The sequence below is a fragment of the Streptomyces sp. NPDC008086 genome, assembly GCF_042957325.1.
In the GTDB taxonomy this organism is placed as follows: Bacteria; Actinomycetota; Actinomycetes; order Streptomycetales; family Streptomycetaceae; genus Streptomyces.
In genome coordinates this window covers 130,499-146,171 of the sequence record NZ_JBIBIA010000003.1, presented here as the reverse complement: position 1 = coordinate 146,171, position 15,673 = coordinate 130,499, and the positions used below count along the sequence as shown (strand labels likewise).

At 71.6% G+C, this 15,673-nt stretch carries 17 protein-coding genes; 10 read left to right on the top strand and 7 right to left on the bottom strand.

Features of this window, described 5'->3' with window-relative positions; genetic code table 11:
* Positions 1-122: 122 nt before the first annotated feature.
* On the bottom strand, positions 123-740 hold the full coding sequence (locus ACFZBP_RS10895) for a TOPRIM nucleotidyl transferase/hydrolase domain-containing protein (protein ID WP_383443862.1): 618 nt from the start codon (positions 738-740) through the stop codon (positions 123-125).
* Between the two features lie 323 nt (positions 741-1,063).
* Between ACFZBP_RS10895 and ACFZBP_RS10890 the strand changes: the two genes are divergently transcribed.
* The 4 genes from ACFZBP_RS10890 to ACFZBP_RS10875 all read left to right on the top strand — a co-directional run bounded on the left by ACFZBP_RS10890 (position 1,064) and on the right by ACFZBP_RS10875 (position 5,126).
* Positions 1,064-1,732, top strand: a complete 669-nt coding sequence (locus ACFZBP_RS10890; protein WP_391411880.1) for a hypothetical protein — start codon at positions 1,064-1,066, stop codon at positions 1,730-1,732.
* 132 nt (positions 1,733-1,864) lie between these two features.
* Entirely contained in the window at positions 1,865-2,659 is a 795-nt protein-coding gene (locus ACFZBP_RS10885) for an SDR family oxidoreductase (RefSeq protein WP_391411878.1), read from the top strand.
* Positions 2,660-2,782: 123 nt separating this feature from the next.
* Positions 2,783-3,877, top strand: coding sequence for a glutamate--cysteine ligase (locus tag ACFZBP_RS10880; protein WP_391411876.1), 1,095 nt, complete (start codon positions 2,783-2,785; stop codon positions 3,875-3,877).
* Between the two features lie 130 nt (positions 3,878-4,007).
* Complete coding sequence (locus ACFZBP_RS10875; RefSeq protein WP_391411874.1) at positions 4,008-5,126, top strand: AI-2E family transporter; 1,119 nt, start codon at positions 4,008-4,010, stop codon at positions 5,124-5,126.
* 47 nt (positions 5,127-5,173) lie between these two features.
* Here ACFZBP_RS10875 and ACFZBP_RS10870 read toward each other — a convergent pair whose 3' ends face one another.
* Together ACFZBP_RS10870 and ACFZBP_RS10865 are read right to left on the bottom strand one after the other, a co-directional pair.
* Positions 5,174-5,566: a VOC family protein gene (locus tag ACFZBP_RS10870; RefSeq protein ID WP_383443877.1), complete on the bottom strand. Its 393-nt coding sequence runs from the start codon at positions 5,564-5,566 to the stop codon at positions 5,174-5,176.
* Positions 5,563-5,910 carry an ArsR/SmtB family transcription factor gene (locus ACFZBP_RS10865; RefSeq protein ID WP_383443881.1) on the bottom strand — a complete coding sequence of 116 codons (348 nt, stop codon included), beginning with the start codon at positions 5,908-5,910 and terminating at the stop codon, positions 5,563-5,565. Before ACFZBP_RS10865 ends, ACFZBP_RS10870 begins: the two co-directional genes overlap by 4 nt.
* Before the next feature lie 219 nt (positions 5,911-6,129).
* Between ACFZBP_RS10865 and ACFZBP_RS10860 the strand changes: the two genes are divergently transcribed.
* The 6 genes from ACFZBP_RS10860 to ACFZBP_RS10835 all read left to right on the top strand — a co-directional run bounded on the left by ACFZBP_RS10860 (position 6,130) and on the right by ACFZBP_RS10835 (position 11,495).
* On the top strand, positions 6,130-6,837 hold the full coding sequence (locus ACFZBP_RS10860; RefSeq protein WP_391412987.1) for an FAD binding domain-containing protein: 708 nt from the start codon (positions 6,130-6,132) through the stop codon (positions 6,835-6,837).
* 145 nt (positions 6,838-6,982) lie between these two features.
* A complete protein-coding gene (locus ACFZBP_RS10855) occupies positions 6,983-7,492 on the top strand; it encodes an SRPBCC family protein (RefSeq protein WP_391411871.1) in 510 nt (169 codons plus the stop codon).
* A complete protein-coding gene (locus ACFZBP_RS10850) occupies positions 7,485-9,104 on the top strand; it encodes an FAD-dependent oxidoreductase (protein ID WP_391411869.1) in 1,620 nt (539 codons plus the stop codon). The genes ACFZBP_RS10855 and ACFZBP_RS10850 overlap by 8 nt, the downstream gene beginning before the upstream one ends.
* 83 nt (positions 9,105-9,187) lie before the next feature.
* Positions 9,188-10,069, top strand: a complete 882-nt coding sequence (locus ACFZBP_RS10845) for a short-chain dehydrogenase/reductase (RefSeq protein WP_391411867.1) — start codon at positions 9,188-9,190, stop codon at positions 10,067-10,069.
* A 28-nt stretch (positions 10,070-10,097) separates the two neighbouring features.
* Positions 10,098-10,586: an MSMEG_6728 family protein gene (locus ACFZBP_RS10840; protein WP_391411865.1), complete on the top strand. Its 489-nt coding sequence runs from the start codon at positions 10,098-10,100 to the stop codon at positions 10,584-10,586.
* Between the two features lie 33 nt (positions 10,587-10,619).
* Complete coding sequence (locus ACFZBP_RS10835; protein ID WP_391411863.1) at positions 10,620-11,495, top strand: oxygenase MpaB family protein; 876 nt, start codon at positions 10,620-10,622, stop codon at positions 11,493-11,495.
* Between the two features lie 60 nt (positions 11,496-11,555).
* Here the strand turns inward: ACFZBP_RS10835 and katG are convergent, their stop codons facing one another.
* The 4 genes from katG to ACFZBP_RS10815 all read right to left on the bottom strand — a co-directional run bounded on the left by katG (position 11,556) and on the right by ACFZBP_RS10815 (position 15,545).
* Positions 11,556-13,745 (bottom strand): catalase/peroxidase HPI, encoded by a 2,190-nt coding sequence (gene katG, locus ACFZBP_RS10830; protein ID WP_391411861.1) that lies wholly within the window; start codon positions 13,743-13,745, stop codon positions 11,556-11,558.
* A 326-nt stretch (positions 13,746-14,071) separates the two neighbouring features.
* Entirely contained in the window at positions 14,072-14,518 is a 447-nt protein-coding gene (locus tag ACFZBP_RS10825) for a DUF2267 domain-containing protein (protein ID WP_391411859.1), read from the bottom strand.
* Between the two features lie 94 nt (positions 14,519-14,612).
* Positions 14,613-15,008, bottom strand: coding sequence for a DUF2267 domain-containing protein (locus tag ACFZBP_RS10820; protein WP_383443907.1), 396 nt, complete (start codon positions 15,006-15,008; stop codon positions 14,613-14,615).
* A 105-nt stretch (positions 15,009-15,113) separates the two neighbouring features.
* Entirely contained in the window at positions 15,114-15,545 is a 432-nt protein-coding gene (locus ACFZBP_RS10815) for an Hsp20/alpha crystallin family protein (protein WP_383443910.1), read from the bottom strand.
* Positions 15,546-15,673: the final 128 nt, after the last annotated feature.

Genomic DNA, 15,673 nt, shown 5'->3' with positions numbered 1-15,673 from the left:
TTTCGGGTCGGCTAGTCGAGATGCCTTGCCGGTGTGCACCCGCGGACATTGAATGCCCTCATGGTCACTGCCGCCGACGGGGCGGACGATCCGTCAGCAGCCGCCGCGTTCCCGCCGTACGGTCACAGGCTCGCCAGCAGACGGTGGAGGGGCACGGGTACCTGGTCCGGTTCGAGGGCCTCGACCAGGAGACGGCCGTAGCGGATCTTGCGGCCCCGCTTCGTGCCGAGGAAGCGCCGCATCTGCTGCTGCGGGGACCGGCCCTGCTGCGCGGGCTGGCGTTCGAAGATCCGCCAGGCCTGGAGGTCGCCCTCGGCCTGGACGATCCTCTCGACCCGTGGCACGCCCAGCGCCCGGATGAGTTCGTCCTCCAGGTCCGTCACACACACGAAGACCTCTTGGCGGGGCGCGCGGGCCCGTTCGAGACCGCGGTCGTAGAAGGGCTGTTCGCGCTCGTCGCACAGTCCGGCCAGGCGCAGCCCCAGCCCGGTCGGCCCGAGCAGGCCGGCGTAGCGGCCGACGCTCATGGCTCCGCCCATGGGCAGCGCGCAGATCCCCTCGGCCGGAAGGTCCCGGCCGTGGCGGGCGGCCAGCGCCTCCACGGCCGCGAGGTCGCTCGGCCCTTCCAGCAGCACCGCGGTGTGCACGCGCAGCCGCGCGGCCAACTCCGTGGCCGGCCCGCCGGAACTGCCCGCCGCCCACCTGGTGACCGCGTCCCGGAACACTCCCATGTCCGCCATGGGGCCGATTCTGCTCCAGCGCGACCGGACGCGGCACGGAGTTTTCGCGGGCCACGTGCGCTGGACGGCCGAGTCCCTGCCACGCAGCCTGCTTGATCGGCGGGCGACGACGGGGACCTCGTCCTCAAGTCGCCTTATCGGCAATGAAATTGATCGTGCATCATTTTTGAAAATCAAATACAACTTTGCGAGTTCTTGGTGTAGCTCCGCCGCCGATTGCGTGAGCCTCATGGGCATCACAAGGTGACTGCGGCCCCACCCGTGACAGCGGGCACGCGCGGTCGCCGAACCCCCCACGTACGTGAGAGGCAACAACGATGACGATGAGCCGCGCACTGCGGTACGGCGGCCGCACGCTGGCGTTGACGGCGTCCGCGCTCGGGACGATCGCGGCGGCAGCCGTGCCCGCGGTGGCCGACGAGCAGCCCACCGCGGAGCAGATCATGGCCGACTGCGCCTCCGGGCAGGGCAAGTGCAGCTTCAACTCCCCGGAGATCGGCCAGGCCTACCTCGGCGAGCCCCGCCAGGTCTCCGAACTGCTCTACAACTGCACGGCCTCGCCCGCCTCCCAGTCGATGGCCTGGGCCGACACCGTGGGCTCCTCCCACTCGGTGGGCGGCTCCGTCACCGTCGGCGGCGGCATCGAGGGCATCATCACCGCCAGCGTGACCGCGACGTACAACTACACCTGGCAGAGCTCACGCACCGAGACCAGCACCTTCACCGTGTCCGTGCAGCCCGGAGAGGTGGGCTGGATCTCCCGCGCCCAGGTCATGCAGCGGATATCCGGCACCTGGCAGACCCACTACGACGACCCCAAGTGGGGCCACTACTACTGGTTCGTGCCCGATGTGGTCACCGGCCCCGCCCCGAACGGCACGGACGGCAAGCACAACGCGGTCGTGGTCAAGTCCCGCAAGATGACGGCCGAGGAGAAGAAGCTCTGCTCCAGCGGCGCCCACCAGGACAGCGTCTTCACCCGCGGCGGCTGATCCGGCCCGGTCGGCGCGGGCCGGGGCGGTCCCGCACGGACCGCCCCCGTAGTTGCGCACTTTCGATCAGCGCGTATGCGCGTGTGCGCGTAATGAGCGTGCGCAACTGAATCCCCTGGGTACCCGGGCTGCATGCAGATCGATCTCAAGGGCCGTACGGCCCTCGTCACCGGTTCCACTCAGGGCATCGGCGCGGCGATAGCCGCAGGGCTGGCCCGTGCCGGGGCCCGGGTGGGCGTCAACGGCCGTAGCCCAGAGCGGGTGGAACGCGGCGTCGCCGAGCTGGCGCAGGAGGTGCCCGGAGCGGCCTGGGTGCCGGTGCCCGCGGACGTGACCACGCAGGAGGGCGCGGCCAAGGTCGCCGAGACGCTGCCGGACGTGGACGTCCTCGTCAACAACCTCGGCGTCTTCGGCGCCGCCGACCCCCTGGAGATCAGCGACGAGGAGTGGCGGCGCTACTTCGAGGTGAACGTGCTGTCGGCCGTCCGCCTGACCCGGCTGCTCCTGCCCGGCATGACCGAACGCGGCTGGGGTCGCGTGCAGTACATCGCCAGCGACTCGGCGCTCGTCACCCCGGCCGAGATGATCCACTACGGCATGTCCAAGACGGCGCTGCTCGCGGTGAGCCGGGGCTTCGCCAAGCAGGCGGCCGGTACGGGCGTGACGGTGAACTCCGTCATCGCCGGGCCCACCCACACGCGCGGCGTGGAGGACTTCGTCCACGAACTCGTGGACAGCGACCTGCCCTGGGACGAGGCCCAGCGCGTCTTCATGCGTGAGCACCGCCCCCAGAGCCTGCTGCAACGGCTGATCGAACCGGAGGAGATCGCCAACATGGTGGTCTACCTCAGCTCCGACCAGGCCTCGGCCACGACCGGCGGCGCGCTGCGCGTGGACGGAGGGTACGTCGACTCCATCCTGCCCTGAGCGGCCGGCGACGGCAGGAGCGGCTGTCGCATGGTTTGTCCTCCCGCGGTTTGTCTTCCCCCGGCCGCGGCACTCGGAGTCCGGATCGTCCCGGCGGAGGACGGGCGGAGCAAAGGGCGGTCGATGACGACGATCGGCGTGGAAGAGGAGTACCTGCTGCTCGACCCGGACACGGGTCTGCCGGTACCCCGGGGGGACGAGGTGCGGGAAGCGGCGGGGCTCGGGCGCCTCGCGGCGGACCGGGAGGTGCAGCACGAGCTGCTCCAGGCGCAGGTCGAGGTCGCCACCCCGGTGTGCGAGACGCTGGAGGAGGCAGGAGGGCATCTGCTGCGTCTGCGGCAGGCCGTCGCCGTGGCCGCCGAGGAGCACGGCTGCCGGATCGCGGCCTGCGGGGCCTCGCCCCTGCGCTGCGCCCGTCCCGTGGCCGTCACCGACGAGGCGCGCTATCGGGCCATGGTCACGAAGGCGCCCCAACTGGTGGCGGAACAGCTGGTCAACGGCATGCACGTCCACGTCGCCGTACCCGGCCGCGAGGAGGGCGTGCAGGCCCTGAACCGCATCCGGGCCTGGCTGCCCGCCCTGACCGCCATGTCCGCGAACTCCCCCCTGTGGGACGGCCAGGACACCGGCTTCGCGAGCTGGCGCACCGTCATCTTCGGCCGCTGGCCGGTCAGCGGCATGCCCCCGTGCTTCCAGGACGCCGCGGACTACGACCGGCGTATCGAGCGACTGCTGGACGCCGGCCTGATCGCCGACATCGGCCAGGTGTACTGGCAGGCCCGGCTGTCGGACCGCTATCCCACCGTCGAGGTGCGGTGCTCGGACGTGCAGCTGAGCGCCGACGAAGCCGTCATGCTCGCCGGGGTCATCCGGGCGCTGGTGAAGACGGCACTGGCGGAAACGGCCGCCGAGGCCCCCCTGCCCGACCACGAACCCGAACTGCTGCGGGCCGCCATGTGGCACGCCGCCCGCCACGGACTCGGCGCCACCCTGGTCGACCCCGGCGGGGCGTCCCGGTGCGCCGGCGACGTGCTGCACCAACTCCTGCGCCACATCGCCCCCGCACTCGAAGCGTCCGACGACACCCGGCAGGTGACGGCCCTGACGGACCGCCTCCTGCGCGACGGGACCGGCGCGGAACGCCAACGCGCCGCCCTCGCCGACGGCGGCATCCGGGCGGTCACCGATCTGATCAGCGTCCGAAGCACGGTGCCCTGACCCCACCTGCCGAGCCCGCATCGAGCGGTGGACGGGCCGACCGCGGGGGTTGGCCCGGTCGGCACCGGCCTTCGAGGGAATTGCGGGCCGGCTGCGTGGCCGTACGGCCACGGCGTGGTACCGGCATGAGATGTCCTCGCCCCCCGATCCACCGCCTGATCCGCCCGCTTCGCCGTCCGGACGCTCCGGCGGCGGCGACGGCGACGTGCGCGTGCCGGGCGGACTGCGGACCGCCGCCGCGTACGCATGGCGGATCATCGCCGTCGGCGTCGTGGTCCGCGTGGTCTTCTCGGTGCTCGGTGAGTTCCACCGGATCGCCGTCGCCGTGTTCCTCGGACTCGTCATCACGGCCGTACTCCGTCCCGTGGCCGGACTCCTGGCGCGTTTCATGCCCCGGCCGCTCGCGGTCGCCGCCGCGCTCATCGGCGGCATCGTCCTGGTCCTCGGAGGGCTCGCCCTGGTGGGGGAGATCGTGGCGGACCAGCGCAGAGGGCTGGAGAACGAGTTCGTGGCGGGCATCGACCGGATCGAGCGCCGCCTGGAGGAGCCGCCGTTCCGGCTGCCACCGGACGCCTTCGACGATCTCCAGTCCCGGATCGGCAAGCTCCTGTCGAGCCACCGCTCCACCCTCATCAGTACGGCACTCAGCGGCGCGAGTCGGCTGGTGGAGGTGCTGACCGTACTCGCTCTGGCCCTGTTCTGCGCGGTCTTCTTCACGCACTCCGGCGACCGCCAGTGGCAGTGGCTGTGCGACCAGCTCCCCGTCGCCGCGCGGCAACGGTGCACGGTCGGCGGCGCGGCCGCCTGGCGGACCTTCACCGGCTACACGCACGGCATCCTGCTGGTGGCGGGTACCAACGCGGTCCTCGTGGGCATCGCGCTCTTCGCTCTCGGGGTGCCCCTGGCCGTGCCGCTCGCGCTGCTGGAGTTCGTGGCCGCCTTCATCCCGCTGATCGGTTCGCCGATCGCCCTCGCCGTCGCGGCCGTCGTCGCGCTGGCGACGAAGGGACCGCTGATCGCTCTGCTGGTCGTCGCCCTGGTCGTGGTCATCGGACAGATCGAGGGCCACCTCCTGCACCCGATCGTGATGAGCTGGGCCGTCCGGCTGCACCCGGTGGTGGTCGCACTGGCGGTCGTCGGCGGCGCGGTCGCGGCCGGGGCCATCGGCGCCGTGGTGGCCGTACCGCTGGTGGCCGTGGCCTGGTCGGTGTACCAGGCACTGCGGAGCCGTACCGCTGACGTGGCGTGAGCCGGCCCGGACCGGGGAGGCGCCGGCTCCCGGCGGTGGGCGACCCTCTACTGCGGCTGGGTCGCGATCTGGATCAGGTTGCCGCAGGTGTCGTCCAAGACGGCGGTGGTCACAGGGCCCATCTCCAGGGGCTCCTGGGTGAAGCGGACGCCCAGGCCGTGCAGCCGCTCGTACTCCGCGTGCACGTCGTCCACGGCGAACTGGGCGAGCGGGATGCCGTCCTCGGTGAGGGCGTCGCGGTAGATCCTGGCCGCCGGGTGGCCCATGGGCTCCAGGAGGAGTTCGGTGCCGCCCGGCTCCTCGGGGGAGACGACGGTCAGCCACCGGTCCTTCTCGCCCACGGGGACGTCGTGCTTCTTCACGAAGCCGAGGATCTCCGTGTAGAAGTGCAGGGCCTTGGCCTGGTCGTCGACGAAGACGCTGGTCAGATGGATCCTCATGGGGTGCTCTCCTCGGGGTGGGACGGGGCTGACGTGTCGGGCGGGTCGGGTGTCTCGGACGGGGCGGATGTCTCGGGCGTGAGCCATCGCTCGGTGATCTGCAGCAACGGCGCCGTGTTCAGATCGTGGAACTTGTAGCGGCCTTCCCGCCTGGTCTCGACGAGCCCCGCGGCTTCCAGCACGGCCAGGTGCTGGGAGACCGCCTGGCGCGAGATGCCGAGCCGGTGCTTCATGCTCAGCCGCGAGCAGATCTCGAACAGTGTCTGCCCGGATTTCTGTGTGAGCTCGTCGAGGATCGTCCGGCGGGTGGAGTCGGCCAGGGCTTTGAACAGGTCATCGGCCACACCCGCAGCATAGGCAAGTGGACGCTTGCCTATCAACCGGGGGTGCCTTGCGTCGGTCCGGCGCCGCTCTCGTGCGCTGGCGGGCGGAGCGCGCAGCACGTGCTTGCGTGAGCCCTGTACGCGCCCCCTGGCGGAGAGATTGTCTTACCGCGGGGCAGGTGGCCGAAACACGCCGCCTGTCGCCGCTATCCGACTCATGAGGAAGGCAGGGTGGTGAGCGTGCTCTTGCGTCTGCCCACGTCTGTGTCCGATGCACAGGAGTGTCTGGCCGAGGGGGCCGTGCCGATCGGCGGGGCGACCCTCCTCTGGGCCACCTGGCAGCGGGACGGTTTCCCCAAGGTCGCCATGTCGCTGCGCGAGCTGCCCGAGGCCAACGTCCTGGAACGCGATGCCGTCGGCGGCGCCGTGGTGCTGCACCGAATAGACGACCGGGTCCCGGACGTCCTGCGCCTGGCCGCCGCCCAGGTGGGCACCGGCGCCGTACGGCGGAGCGCGACGGTCGGTGGCAACCTCGTCGGCAGCACCCTGCGCTGCCTGCTGCCCGCGGCCATCGTGCTGGACGCCAAGGCCAGGGTCCTGGAGGCCGACGGCGTACGCGAGACCGACCTCGGCGAGGTGACCGCCAAGCGTCCGGTCCTGCTCAGCCTCCGCTGGCGCGAACCGATCGCCAGCTCGTTCAGCAAACTGGACGGCGAGGCGGGCGGCCCGCCGCCCCTCGTGGTCGCCGCCGCGCTGCACGCCGACGCCGACGGTCACCGCCGCCTGCGAGTCGCCGTCCGCGACGGTTACGACGTGCTCAGCGGAAGCGCCCCATGCGCCGCCGACGCCGCCCAGACCCTGCACGCGCTGCGCGGCACGGAACTCATCGACCTCTCGTCCGCCGCCTGGGAGGTGATCCGCACGAAGGTCGCCGCCCTGCTGACGTGACCGCCTGGGCGACCACTCGAAGTGATCTCCGACGGCCACCATTCGCGGTGAGGATCGTCCCGATTCTTCCTGGTTCATCCTGTGGCGGACGGGCACTCGGGCGTGGCTGCCGGGCAAACCCGGCCGGGGCACGCCGGAGGTCTCCATGGCCGTACGCCATCGTCTGATCAAGGTCGACCCGGACGCCGTATGGGCCGTCCTCGCCGACGGTGAACGGTACGCGGAGTGGGTGGTGGGCACCTCACGGTCGTCCCCGGTCGACGGCCAGTGGCCCCGCACGGGCGCCGTGATCCGCTACGAGGTCCGGCTCGGCCCCCTGCGACTGGTCAACGAGACGGTCGTCCGCCGCTGCGAGGAAGGCGTGTGCCTGGAACTGGAGGCGCACGCCGGCGTACTGGGCACGGCACGCATCGCGATCGAGCTGCGGCCCTGGGGCGAGCACTGCCTGGTGATCGTGGACGAGCATCCGCTCCAGGGAGCGGGCGGCCGACTGCACAACATGGGCTTCGAGGCGCTGATCCAGCTGCGCCACCGCGCCATGCTCGCCCGGCTCGCCCGACTGTGCGAGAGCGAGGCCCAGGACGCCGTCCGTGGCCCCGCGAGGGCGCCCGTCACCGCGGTGGCGCCCGGCGAGGACGGAGCCGGCCATGCCTGACGCCGTGGTGATCGGCGCGGGCCCCAACGGCCTGGTGGCCGCCAACGTCCTGGCGGACGCCGGCTGGAGCGTCGAGGTCCTGGAGGAGCAGCCGGAACCCGGCGGGGCGGTGCGCCACGACCGGGGCGTCGACCCCGACTTCGTCCACGACGTGTTCAGCTCCTTCTACCCGCTGGCAGCCGCCTCCCCGGTCCTTTCCGCCCTGCGTCTCGAGGACCACGGGCTGCGCTGGAGCCACGCGCCCAGCGTGCTGGCCCACCCCCTCACCGACGGCCGCTGCGCCGTGCTGGACCGCGACGTCGCCGTCACCGCCGCGTCCCTCGACGCCTTCGCACCGGGCGACGGGGCCGCCTGGCAGCAGCTGCACGGCCTGTGGCAGCGGGTGTACCCCGACCTCCTGGACGCCCTGTTCACGCCCTTCCCGCCGGTCCGGGCGGCGGCGCGGCTGGCGCTGCGGCTGAGGGCCGCGGGCGGCCTGCGCATAGCACGCTCCCTGGTCCTGCCGGTGCGCCGCCTGGGGGAGGAGGAGTTCCACGGCCAGGGCGGACGCCTGCTCCTGGCCGGCAACGCCCTGCACGCCGACCTCGCCCCGGAGTCGGCCGGCAGCGGCGGCTTCGGCTGGCTGATGGCCATGCTCGGACAGACGTACGGCTTCCCCGTCCCGCTCGGCGGCTCCGGCGCCCTGACCCAGGCGCTGACCCACCGCCTGGAGACCCGGGGCGGCCAGGTGCGCTGCGGGCAGCGCGTCGAGCGGATCGTCGTCCGGGGCGGGCGGGCCGTCGGCGTGCGCACGGCCGGCGGTGACGGGGTACCGGCCCGCCGGGCGGTGCTGGCGGACGTGTCGGCGCCCGCCCTGTACGGCGAGCTCCTCGACGCCGAGCACGTGCCCGCGCAGCTCCTGGACGACCTGCACCGCTTCCAGTGGGACTTCGCCACGTTCAAGGTGGACTGGGCGCTCGACGGCCCGGTGGCGTGGGAGGCCGAGCAGGCGTCCCGGGCCGGCACCGTGCACCTCGCCGACGGCATGGACGAACTCACCCGCTTCGCCGCTCAGATAGCCATGCGGCAGGTCCCCGACCGCCCCTTCCTGCTGTTCGGCCAGATGACCACCGCCGACGCCTCCCGCTCCCCGCTGGGCACCGAATCGGCCTGGGCCTACACGCATGTTCCCCGCGAGATCGCCGCCGACGCCGCCGACGAGGGCATGACCGGCAGCTGGGACACCAAGGACCAGGAACTCATGGCCGACCGCGTCGAACGGCAGGTCGAACGCTTCGCGCCCGGCTTCCGCTCCCTGGTCCGCGCCCGCCGCATCCTGGCACCGCCCACCCTCGAGGCCCTCGACAGCAACCTGAGCGGCGGAGCCGTCAACGGCGGCACGACCGCCATGCACCAGCAGCTCGTCTTCCGCCCCGTACCCGGCACCGGCCGCCCGGAGACCCCGCTCCCCGGCCTCTTCCTCGCCTCCGCGGGGGCCCACCCGGGCGGCGGCGTACACGGCGCACCGGGAGCCAACGCCGCCCGCGCCGCACTGCACCGCAACCGGCCGCCCGGCCTCGCCCACGCCCAACGACTCCTGGCCCGCCGAGACCGCACGGGAGCCAGGCACTGACCCCCATACCCCCTGCGGCCACCGACCCCGAAAGACGGCACCCGGATCCGAACACCGTCGCCACCCGAGAGGAGGGGCAGCCCGTGCGCACCAGTCCGCTCGCCGACCGCACGGTCGTCGTCACCGGAGCCGCCCGCGGCGTGGGCGCGGCGCTGGCCCACGAACTCGCCCGACGCGGCGCCCGGGTCGCCGTCCTCGGCCACGAGAAGACCTCCCTGGAAGCGGTCGCCGCCTCCCTGCCGGGCCCCGCCCTGGCCGTCGAGGCCGACGTCACCGACCTCCCGGCCCTGACGGCCGCGGCCCACACCGTACGGTCCGCCCTCGGCCGCCCTTCGGCAGTGGTGGCCAACGCCGGCATCGCCGAAGGCGGACCCTTCCTCGCCTCGGACCCGGCCGTCTGGCGCCGCGTCATCGACGTCAACCTCACCGGCAGCGCCCACACGGCCCGCGCGTTCCTGCCCGACCTGTTCGACACGGCCGGCTACTTCCTCCAGATCGGCTCCCTCGCATCGATCGGCGCCGTCCCCCTGATGAGCGCCTACTGCGCCGCCAAGGCGGGAGCCGAGGCCTTCGCCCACTCCCTGCGGGCGGAGGTCGCGCACCGCGGAGTGGCCGTGGGCATCGCCTACCTCAACTGGACGGACACCGACATGATCCGCGACGCCGACCGCTACACCCTCCTGCGCGAACTGCGCACCCACATGCCTCCACCGGCCCACCGGGTGCACACCGTCGACACGGTCGCCGTCCACCTGGCGAAGGGCATGGAACGCCGACGTACGGCCGTGTACGCACCGGCCTGGCTGCGCGTGGTCCAGCCGGTGCGCGCCGCCCTGCCCGCCGTGGTGCTCCGCGTGTCGCGCCACGAGCTGCCCCGCATGCCGGACCCCGAACCCTCCGAGTACACCGGCCCTCTCGGCGCCGGCGGCCTGGCCGACCGTACGGCGTCCGAGCGGCGCGCCTGACACCGCGTACGAACGGAGCCGACGGCGGATGCAGACCTTCCTTCCTCACCCCGACTTCCGGCGGACGGCCCTGCTCCTGGACCCGCGCCGACTCGGCAAGCAGCGGGTCGAGGCCCTGCAGATCCTGCGCGGCCTGACCGTCCCCGGCTACGGATGGCGCCGGCACCCTGCCGTACGGATGTGGACCGGCTACGAGGAGGCACTCGTCCGCTACGGCCTGGAGATCTGCCGCGTCTGGCGGGAACAGGGACACCCGGACACCTGCGCCGCCTCCCTCGTGGCCGATCTGGCCGCACACCGTCCCGGCACCACGGTCCGCGACCAGCCACAGCTGGCCGCCGCCGACGAACTGCCGCCCTGGCTCGGCGACGAGGCCTTCCACGAGAGCCACCGCTCGGCCCTGGTCCGCAAGGACCACGCGACGTACGCCGACCTGTTCCCCGGCGTACCCGATGACCTGCCCTACATCTGGCCGGCATCGGACCGTGAACCACGGCAGACCCCCACCGCCCGGTGAGCCACACTGGCAGCAGGAGAGGGGAGGCCGACCGTGCTGACCGCAGTCCGTGAACAACTGGGCAAGGCCCTGTTCCGGCGCGTCGCAGGACCCGACGGCCCGGCGACACGCGCCCGCATCCACCACACCCCCGGCCCGCGCTGGTTCGGCCCCGACCGCCCGATCGGCACGGTCCACGGGGACACCTCGATGTTCATCGGCGGGCTGAGCGCACTGCTGCTCCAGTCCCTCCACCCGCTCGCCATGGCGGCGGTGGCCGGGCACTCCGGCTATCGCGGCGACCCCTGGGGCCGACTACAGAGAACCAGCACCTTCCTCGCCGTGACGACCTACGGAACCGCTGCCGACGCCCAACGCGCGATCGACCACGTCCGCGCCATCCACGAACACATCCGCGGCACCACCACCGACGGCACGCCCTACCACGCGGCCGACCCGCACCTGCTCGGCTGGGTCCACGCCGCCGAGACCGACAGCTTCCTACGCGCCCACGAACGCTACGGAGCCCACCCGCTGGACGCCGCCGCCTACGACGCCTACGTCGCCGACACCGCGCGGATCGCCGAAGCCCTGGGCGTGCTCGACCCCCCGCGCGACCGCCACGAACTCGCCGAACGGCTCACCGCCTACCGCCCCGAACTGCGCGCCACCCCCGAGGCCCGAGCCGCCGCCCGCTTCCTCCTCTTCCAGCCACCCCTGCCCCTCGCGGCACGCCCCTTCTACGGCGGACTAGCCGCAAACGCCGTCACCCTCCTCCCGCCCTGGGCCCGCGCCATGCTGTGGCTACCGCGCCTTCCGCTCGTCGAGGACCTCACCGTACGCCCCACCGGCCAGGCACTCACCCGGACCATTCGCTGGGCGATGACCCCACAACGCCCTTCCGGCCCGCCCGACCACTTGGACGGGTAAGGGCTGACCCCACGGGCACGCGTGCTGCGGTGCAACACGCGTGCCCGTCAGGGAAACGGCTCAGGACAGGTCGAATCGATCGAGGTTCATCACCTTGGTCCACGCGGTCACGAAGTCACGTACGAACTTGGCCCCCGCGTCCTGGGCCGCGTACACCTCCGCGACGGCTCGGAGCTGGGAGTTCGAGCCGAAGATCAGGTCGACCGCGGTGGCGGTCCACTTGAGTTCACCCGTGGCGCGGTCCCGGCCCTCGAAGACGTTCTCGTCCGAGGTCGACGCCTTCCACTCCGTCCCCATGTCGAGCAGGTTGACGAAGAAGTCGTTCGTCAACGTCTCCGGCCGGTTGGTGAAGACGCCGTGCCGGGAGCCCTTGAAACCGGTGCCGAGAGCCCGCATGCCGCCGATCAGCGCGGTCATCTCCGGAGCGGTCAGCGTCAGCAGATTGGCGCGGTCCAGCAGGAGGGTCTCAGGCGACAGTTTCTCGCCGGCCCGGAGGTAGTTGCGGAACCCGTCCGCCCTGGGTTCGAGTACGGCGAACGACTCCACGTCGGTCTGTTCCTGCGAGGCGTCCGTGCGCCCCGGGGCGAACGGCACGGTGATGTCGTGACCGGCGTTCTTCGCGGCCTGCTCGACGGCCGCGCACCCACCCAGGACGATCAGGTCGGCGAGCGAGACCTTCTTCCCGCCGGCCTGGGAGCGGTTGAAGTCCTGCTGGATCTGCTCCAGTCTCTGCAGCACCTCGGCCACCTCGGGCACACGGTTGACCTCCCAGTCGCGCTGCGGTGCGAGCCGGATCCGTGCCCCGTTCGCCCCGCCGCGCTTGTCGGTGCCGCGGAAGCTCGCCGCCGCCGCCCACGCGGTGGTGACCAGCTGCGAGACGGACAGCCCCGAGGCGACGATCCCGCTCTTGAGGGCGGTGATGTCCTCCTCCGCGACGAGTTCGTGATCGACCGCGGGGACCGGGTCCTGCCACAGCTGCGGCTCGGCGACCCATGGGCCGAGGTAACGCGTGACGGGCCCCATGTCGCGGTGCAGCAGCTTGTACCAGGCCCTGGCGAACGCGTCGGCGAGTCGCTCCGGGTTCTCGTGGAAGCTCTTCGAGATCGGCCCGTACACCGGATCCAGCTTCAGCGCGAGGTCCGTCGTCAGCATCATCGGAGCGTGCCTCTTCGACGGATCGTGAGCGTCGGGCACCGTGTCCCTCGCCGCGGGGTCCGTGGGTGTCCACTGCTTGGCACCCGCGGGGCTCGTCGTCAGCTCCCAGTCGTAGCCGAACAGGGTGTCCAGGTACCCGTTGTCCCACTTGGTCGGTTCGGGAGTCCACGCGCCCTCGAGCCCACTGGTGAGCGCGTCGCCGCCCTTGCCGCTGCCGTACGTGTTCCGCCAGCCGAGGCCCTGCTGCTCGATGGGACAGGCCTCGGGCTCCGGACCGATGTACTCGGGGGCGACGGCGCCATGGCACTTGCCGAAGGTGTGACCGCCGACGATGAGCGCGACCGTCTCCTCGTCGTTCATCGCCATCCGCCCGAACGTCTCGCGAATGTCGCGGGCGGCGGCCAGCGGATCCGGATTGCCGTTCGGCCCTTCGGGATTGACGTAGATCAGCCCCATCTGCACGGCACCGAAGGGAGTGGCGAGTTCCCGGTCGCCGCTGTAGCGCTCGTCTCCGAGCCAGGTGTCCTCGGAACCCCAGAAGATCTCCTCGGGTTCCCAGATGTCCTCTCGCCCGAAGCCGAACCCGAACGTCTTGAATCCCATCGATTCCATGGCACAGTTGCCGGCGAAGACCAGAAGGTCGGCCCAGGAGATCTTCTGGCCGTACTTCTGCTTCACCGGCCAGAGCAGACGGCGCGCCTTGTCGAGGCTCGCGTTGTCCGGCCAGCTGTTGAGCGGAGCGAAACGCTGAGCACCGCTGCCGCCACCACCCCGACCGTCGGCGACCCGGTACGTGCCCGCCGCGTGCCAGCTCATCCGGATGAAGAGCGGCCCGTAGTGCCCGTAGTCGGCAGGCCACCACTCCTGAGACGTCGTCATCACGTCGATGACGTCCCGCTTCAGCGCGTCGACGTCGAGGGTCGCGAACTCGCTCGCGTAGTCGAAGTCCTCGTCCATCGGATTGGAACGGGACGAGTGCTGGTGGAGAACCTGAAGGTCCAGCTGATTCGGCCACCAGTCCCGGTTCGTCCTGGGCCGAGTCGCCGTGGGGGTCGGGGACGCGATTGCTGGGTTTTCGCTTTCGCTGCCGGACACGTACGTCCTTCTTTCTGTTCTGGTGATTCCGCGCGCAATGCCGATGATGGTGAGATGTCTCCGTTGTCCGTATGGTCGCGCACCACAAAGCACACCGCGACGAAACACGCAGAGCACGCCCGCACAACAACCGGGCGGGAAGAGGCTGCTTTTCCGCTCCCGCGTCGGATTACGGCAGCAGCGGAATCCGGACCCAGCGGAACCCGTGCGGAATCCGGAGGGAGCGGAACGCGTGCCGCGCCGAATCCGGGTCAACGCGATCCCGGCGCGCCGAATCCCGGCCAGGGAACTGGCCGGGAACGCAAGCCATCGCTCAACCGGCGGCGTCAGGCAGCTTCCTTGACGGGGTGGGGGAGTTCGGCGCGGCCGAAGAGGAGGGCGTAGCCGGAGGGGAGCCGGCGCAGGATGCGGGTGAGCAGTTCGGGGCCGGCCAGGGCGGCGACGGTGGTCAGGACGGAACCGGTGTCCCAGCGGGTCGTGGCGAGGGAGGCACCGGTGCGGCCGGCGAGGTCCTTGACGAACGCCCAGCCGGTCAGCGGCTCGGTGTCGGGGATCTGCTCGGCCAGGATGCGCGCGGCGTCGTGAGGGAGGCGTGCGGCGAGCTCGACGCGCTCGTCGCCCGTCAGCTGGCGTCCGAGTCCCGCGACGACCAGGCGGACGGCTTCCTCGGCGCGTTCCCGGGTGGGGTAGGCGCCTTCGTAACGGACCTTCTCCAGCATCTGCGCGAACGTGGGCACGGAGGTCTGCTGGAGTGGTGCGTGCCGGTCGGGCATCACTGCGGTGGTCGCCTTTCTGTCGGTCGGGGTGAGGGTGCCCGGCAGGGGCGCGCGGGCACCGGATGCGGTGGGTGGTCAGGGGCAGGGGCGGTCAGCTGGGCCGGGTGCTGCCGAAGAGCAGGTCGTAGCCCGCGGGGAGCTGGAGCAGGATCTGCCCCAGCAGGTCATCGCCGGCGGCGTCGGCGACCGTGCTGAGGACGGCGCCGACGTCCCAGGCCGCGGTCTGGGCGGTAGCTCCCTCGATCCACGCGGCCGTCGCCCGCACGAACCGCTCCGGCGACAGCGGTTCGGCGCTGTGCATCGGGTTGAGCAGGATCAGCGCGTAGTCCTCCGGCAGGCGCGCCGCCAACTGGGCGCGCACCTCGCCGACCAGGTGCGCGCCCAGCAGAGCGAGCACCACACGGGCCGCGCGCTCTGCCTCCTGCCGGCTCTCGTACTCGCCTCGTTCCTGCACATGGTCGAGAAACGCTTCCCGTCGCAGCGTCACGCCGGCCGCCCCCTTTCTCGGGTCGGGCGGGCGCGCAGGACGGGTGAGGACGGGTCCAGGTGCCCGTCCTGCGCCGCCGATCTGTCCGGGCCGTCAACCTCCGGCTCAGCCGGAGATCTCCTTGCGGGAGGACTCCCCGCCGATGGCGATCTTGCGGGGCTTGGCCCGCTCGGCGATCGGGATGCGCAAGGTGAGCACCCCGGCGTCGTAGTCGGCCTTGATGTGTTCGGTGTCGAGGGTGTCGGCCAGCACGAGCTGCCGGGAGAAGACGCCCAGCGGCCGCTCCGACAGTTCCATCTGCACGTCGTCGGCCTTCGCCACGGGCCGCCGCTCGGCCCTGACGGTCAGCATGTTCCGCTCGACGTCGATGTCGATCGCCTCGGTGCTGACGCCGGGGAGGTCGAAGGCCACGACGTACTCGTCACCTTCGCGGTAGGCGTCCATCGCCATGGCGGACGGCCGCGTCCAGGTGCCCGGGCTCATCAGCTGCTGGGTCAGCCGGTCGAGTTCGCGGAAGGGGTCGGTGCGCATCAACATCGCGAAACACCTCCAGAAGGTTCAGGGCAGTACCTGCCAATGCGCCTCGTGAAACCGTTGTAACATGTCATCCAATGGATGACAAACACGATGTCGTCGAAAGGATGACAGACCGGAGAGGAGCGCCC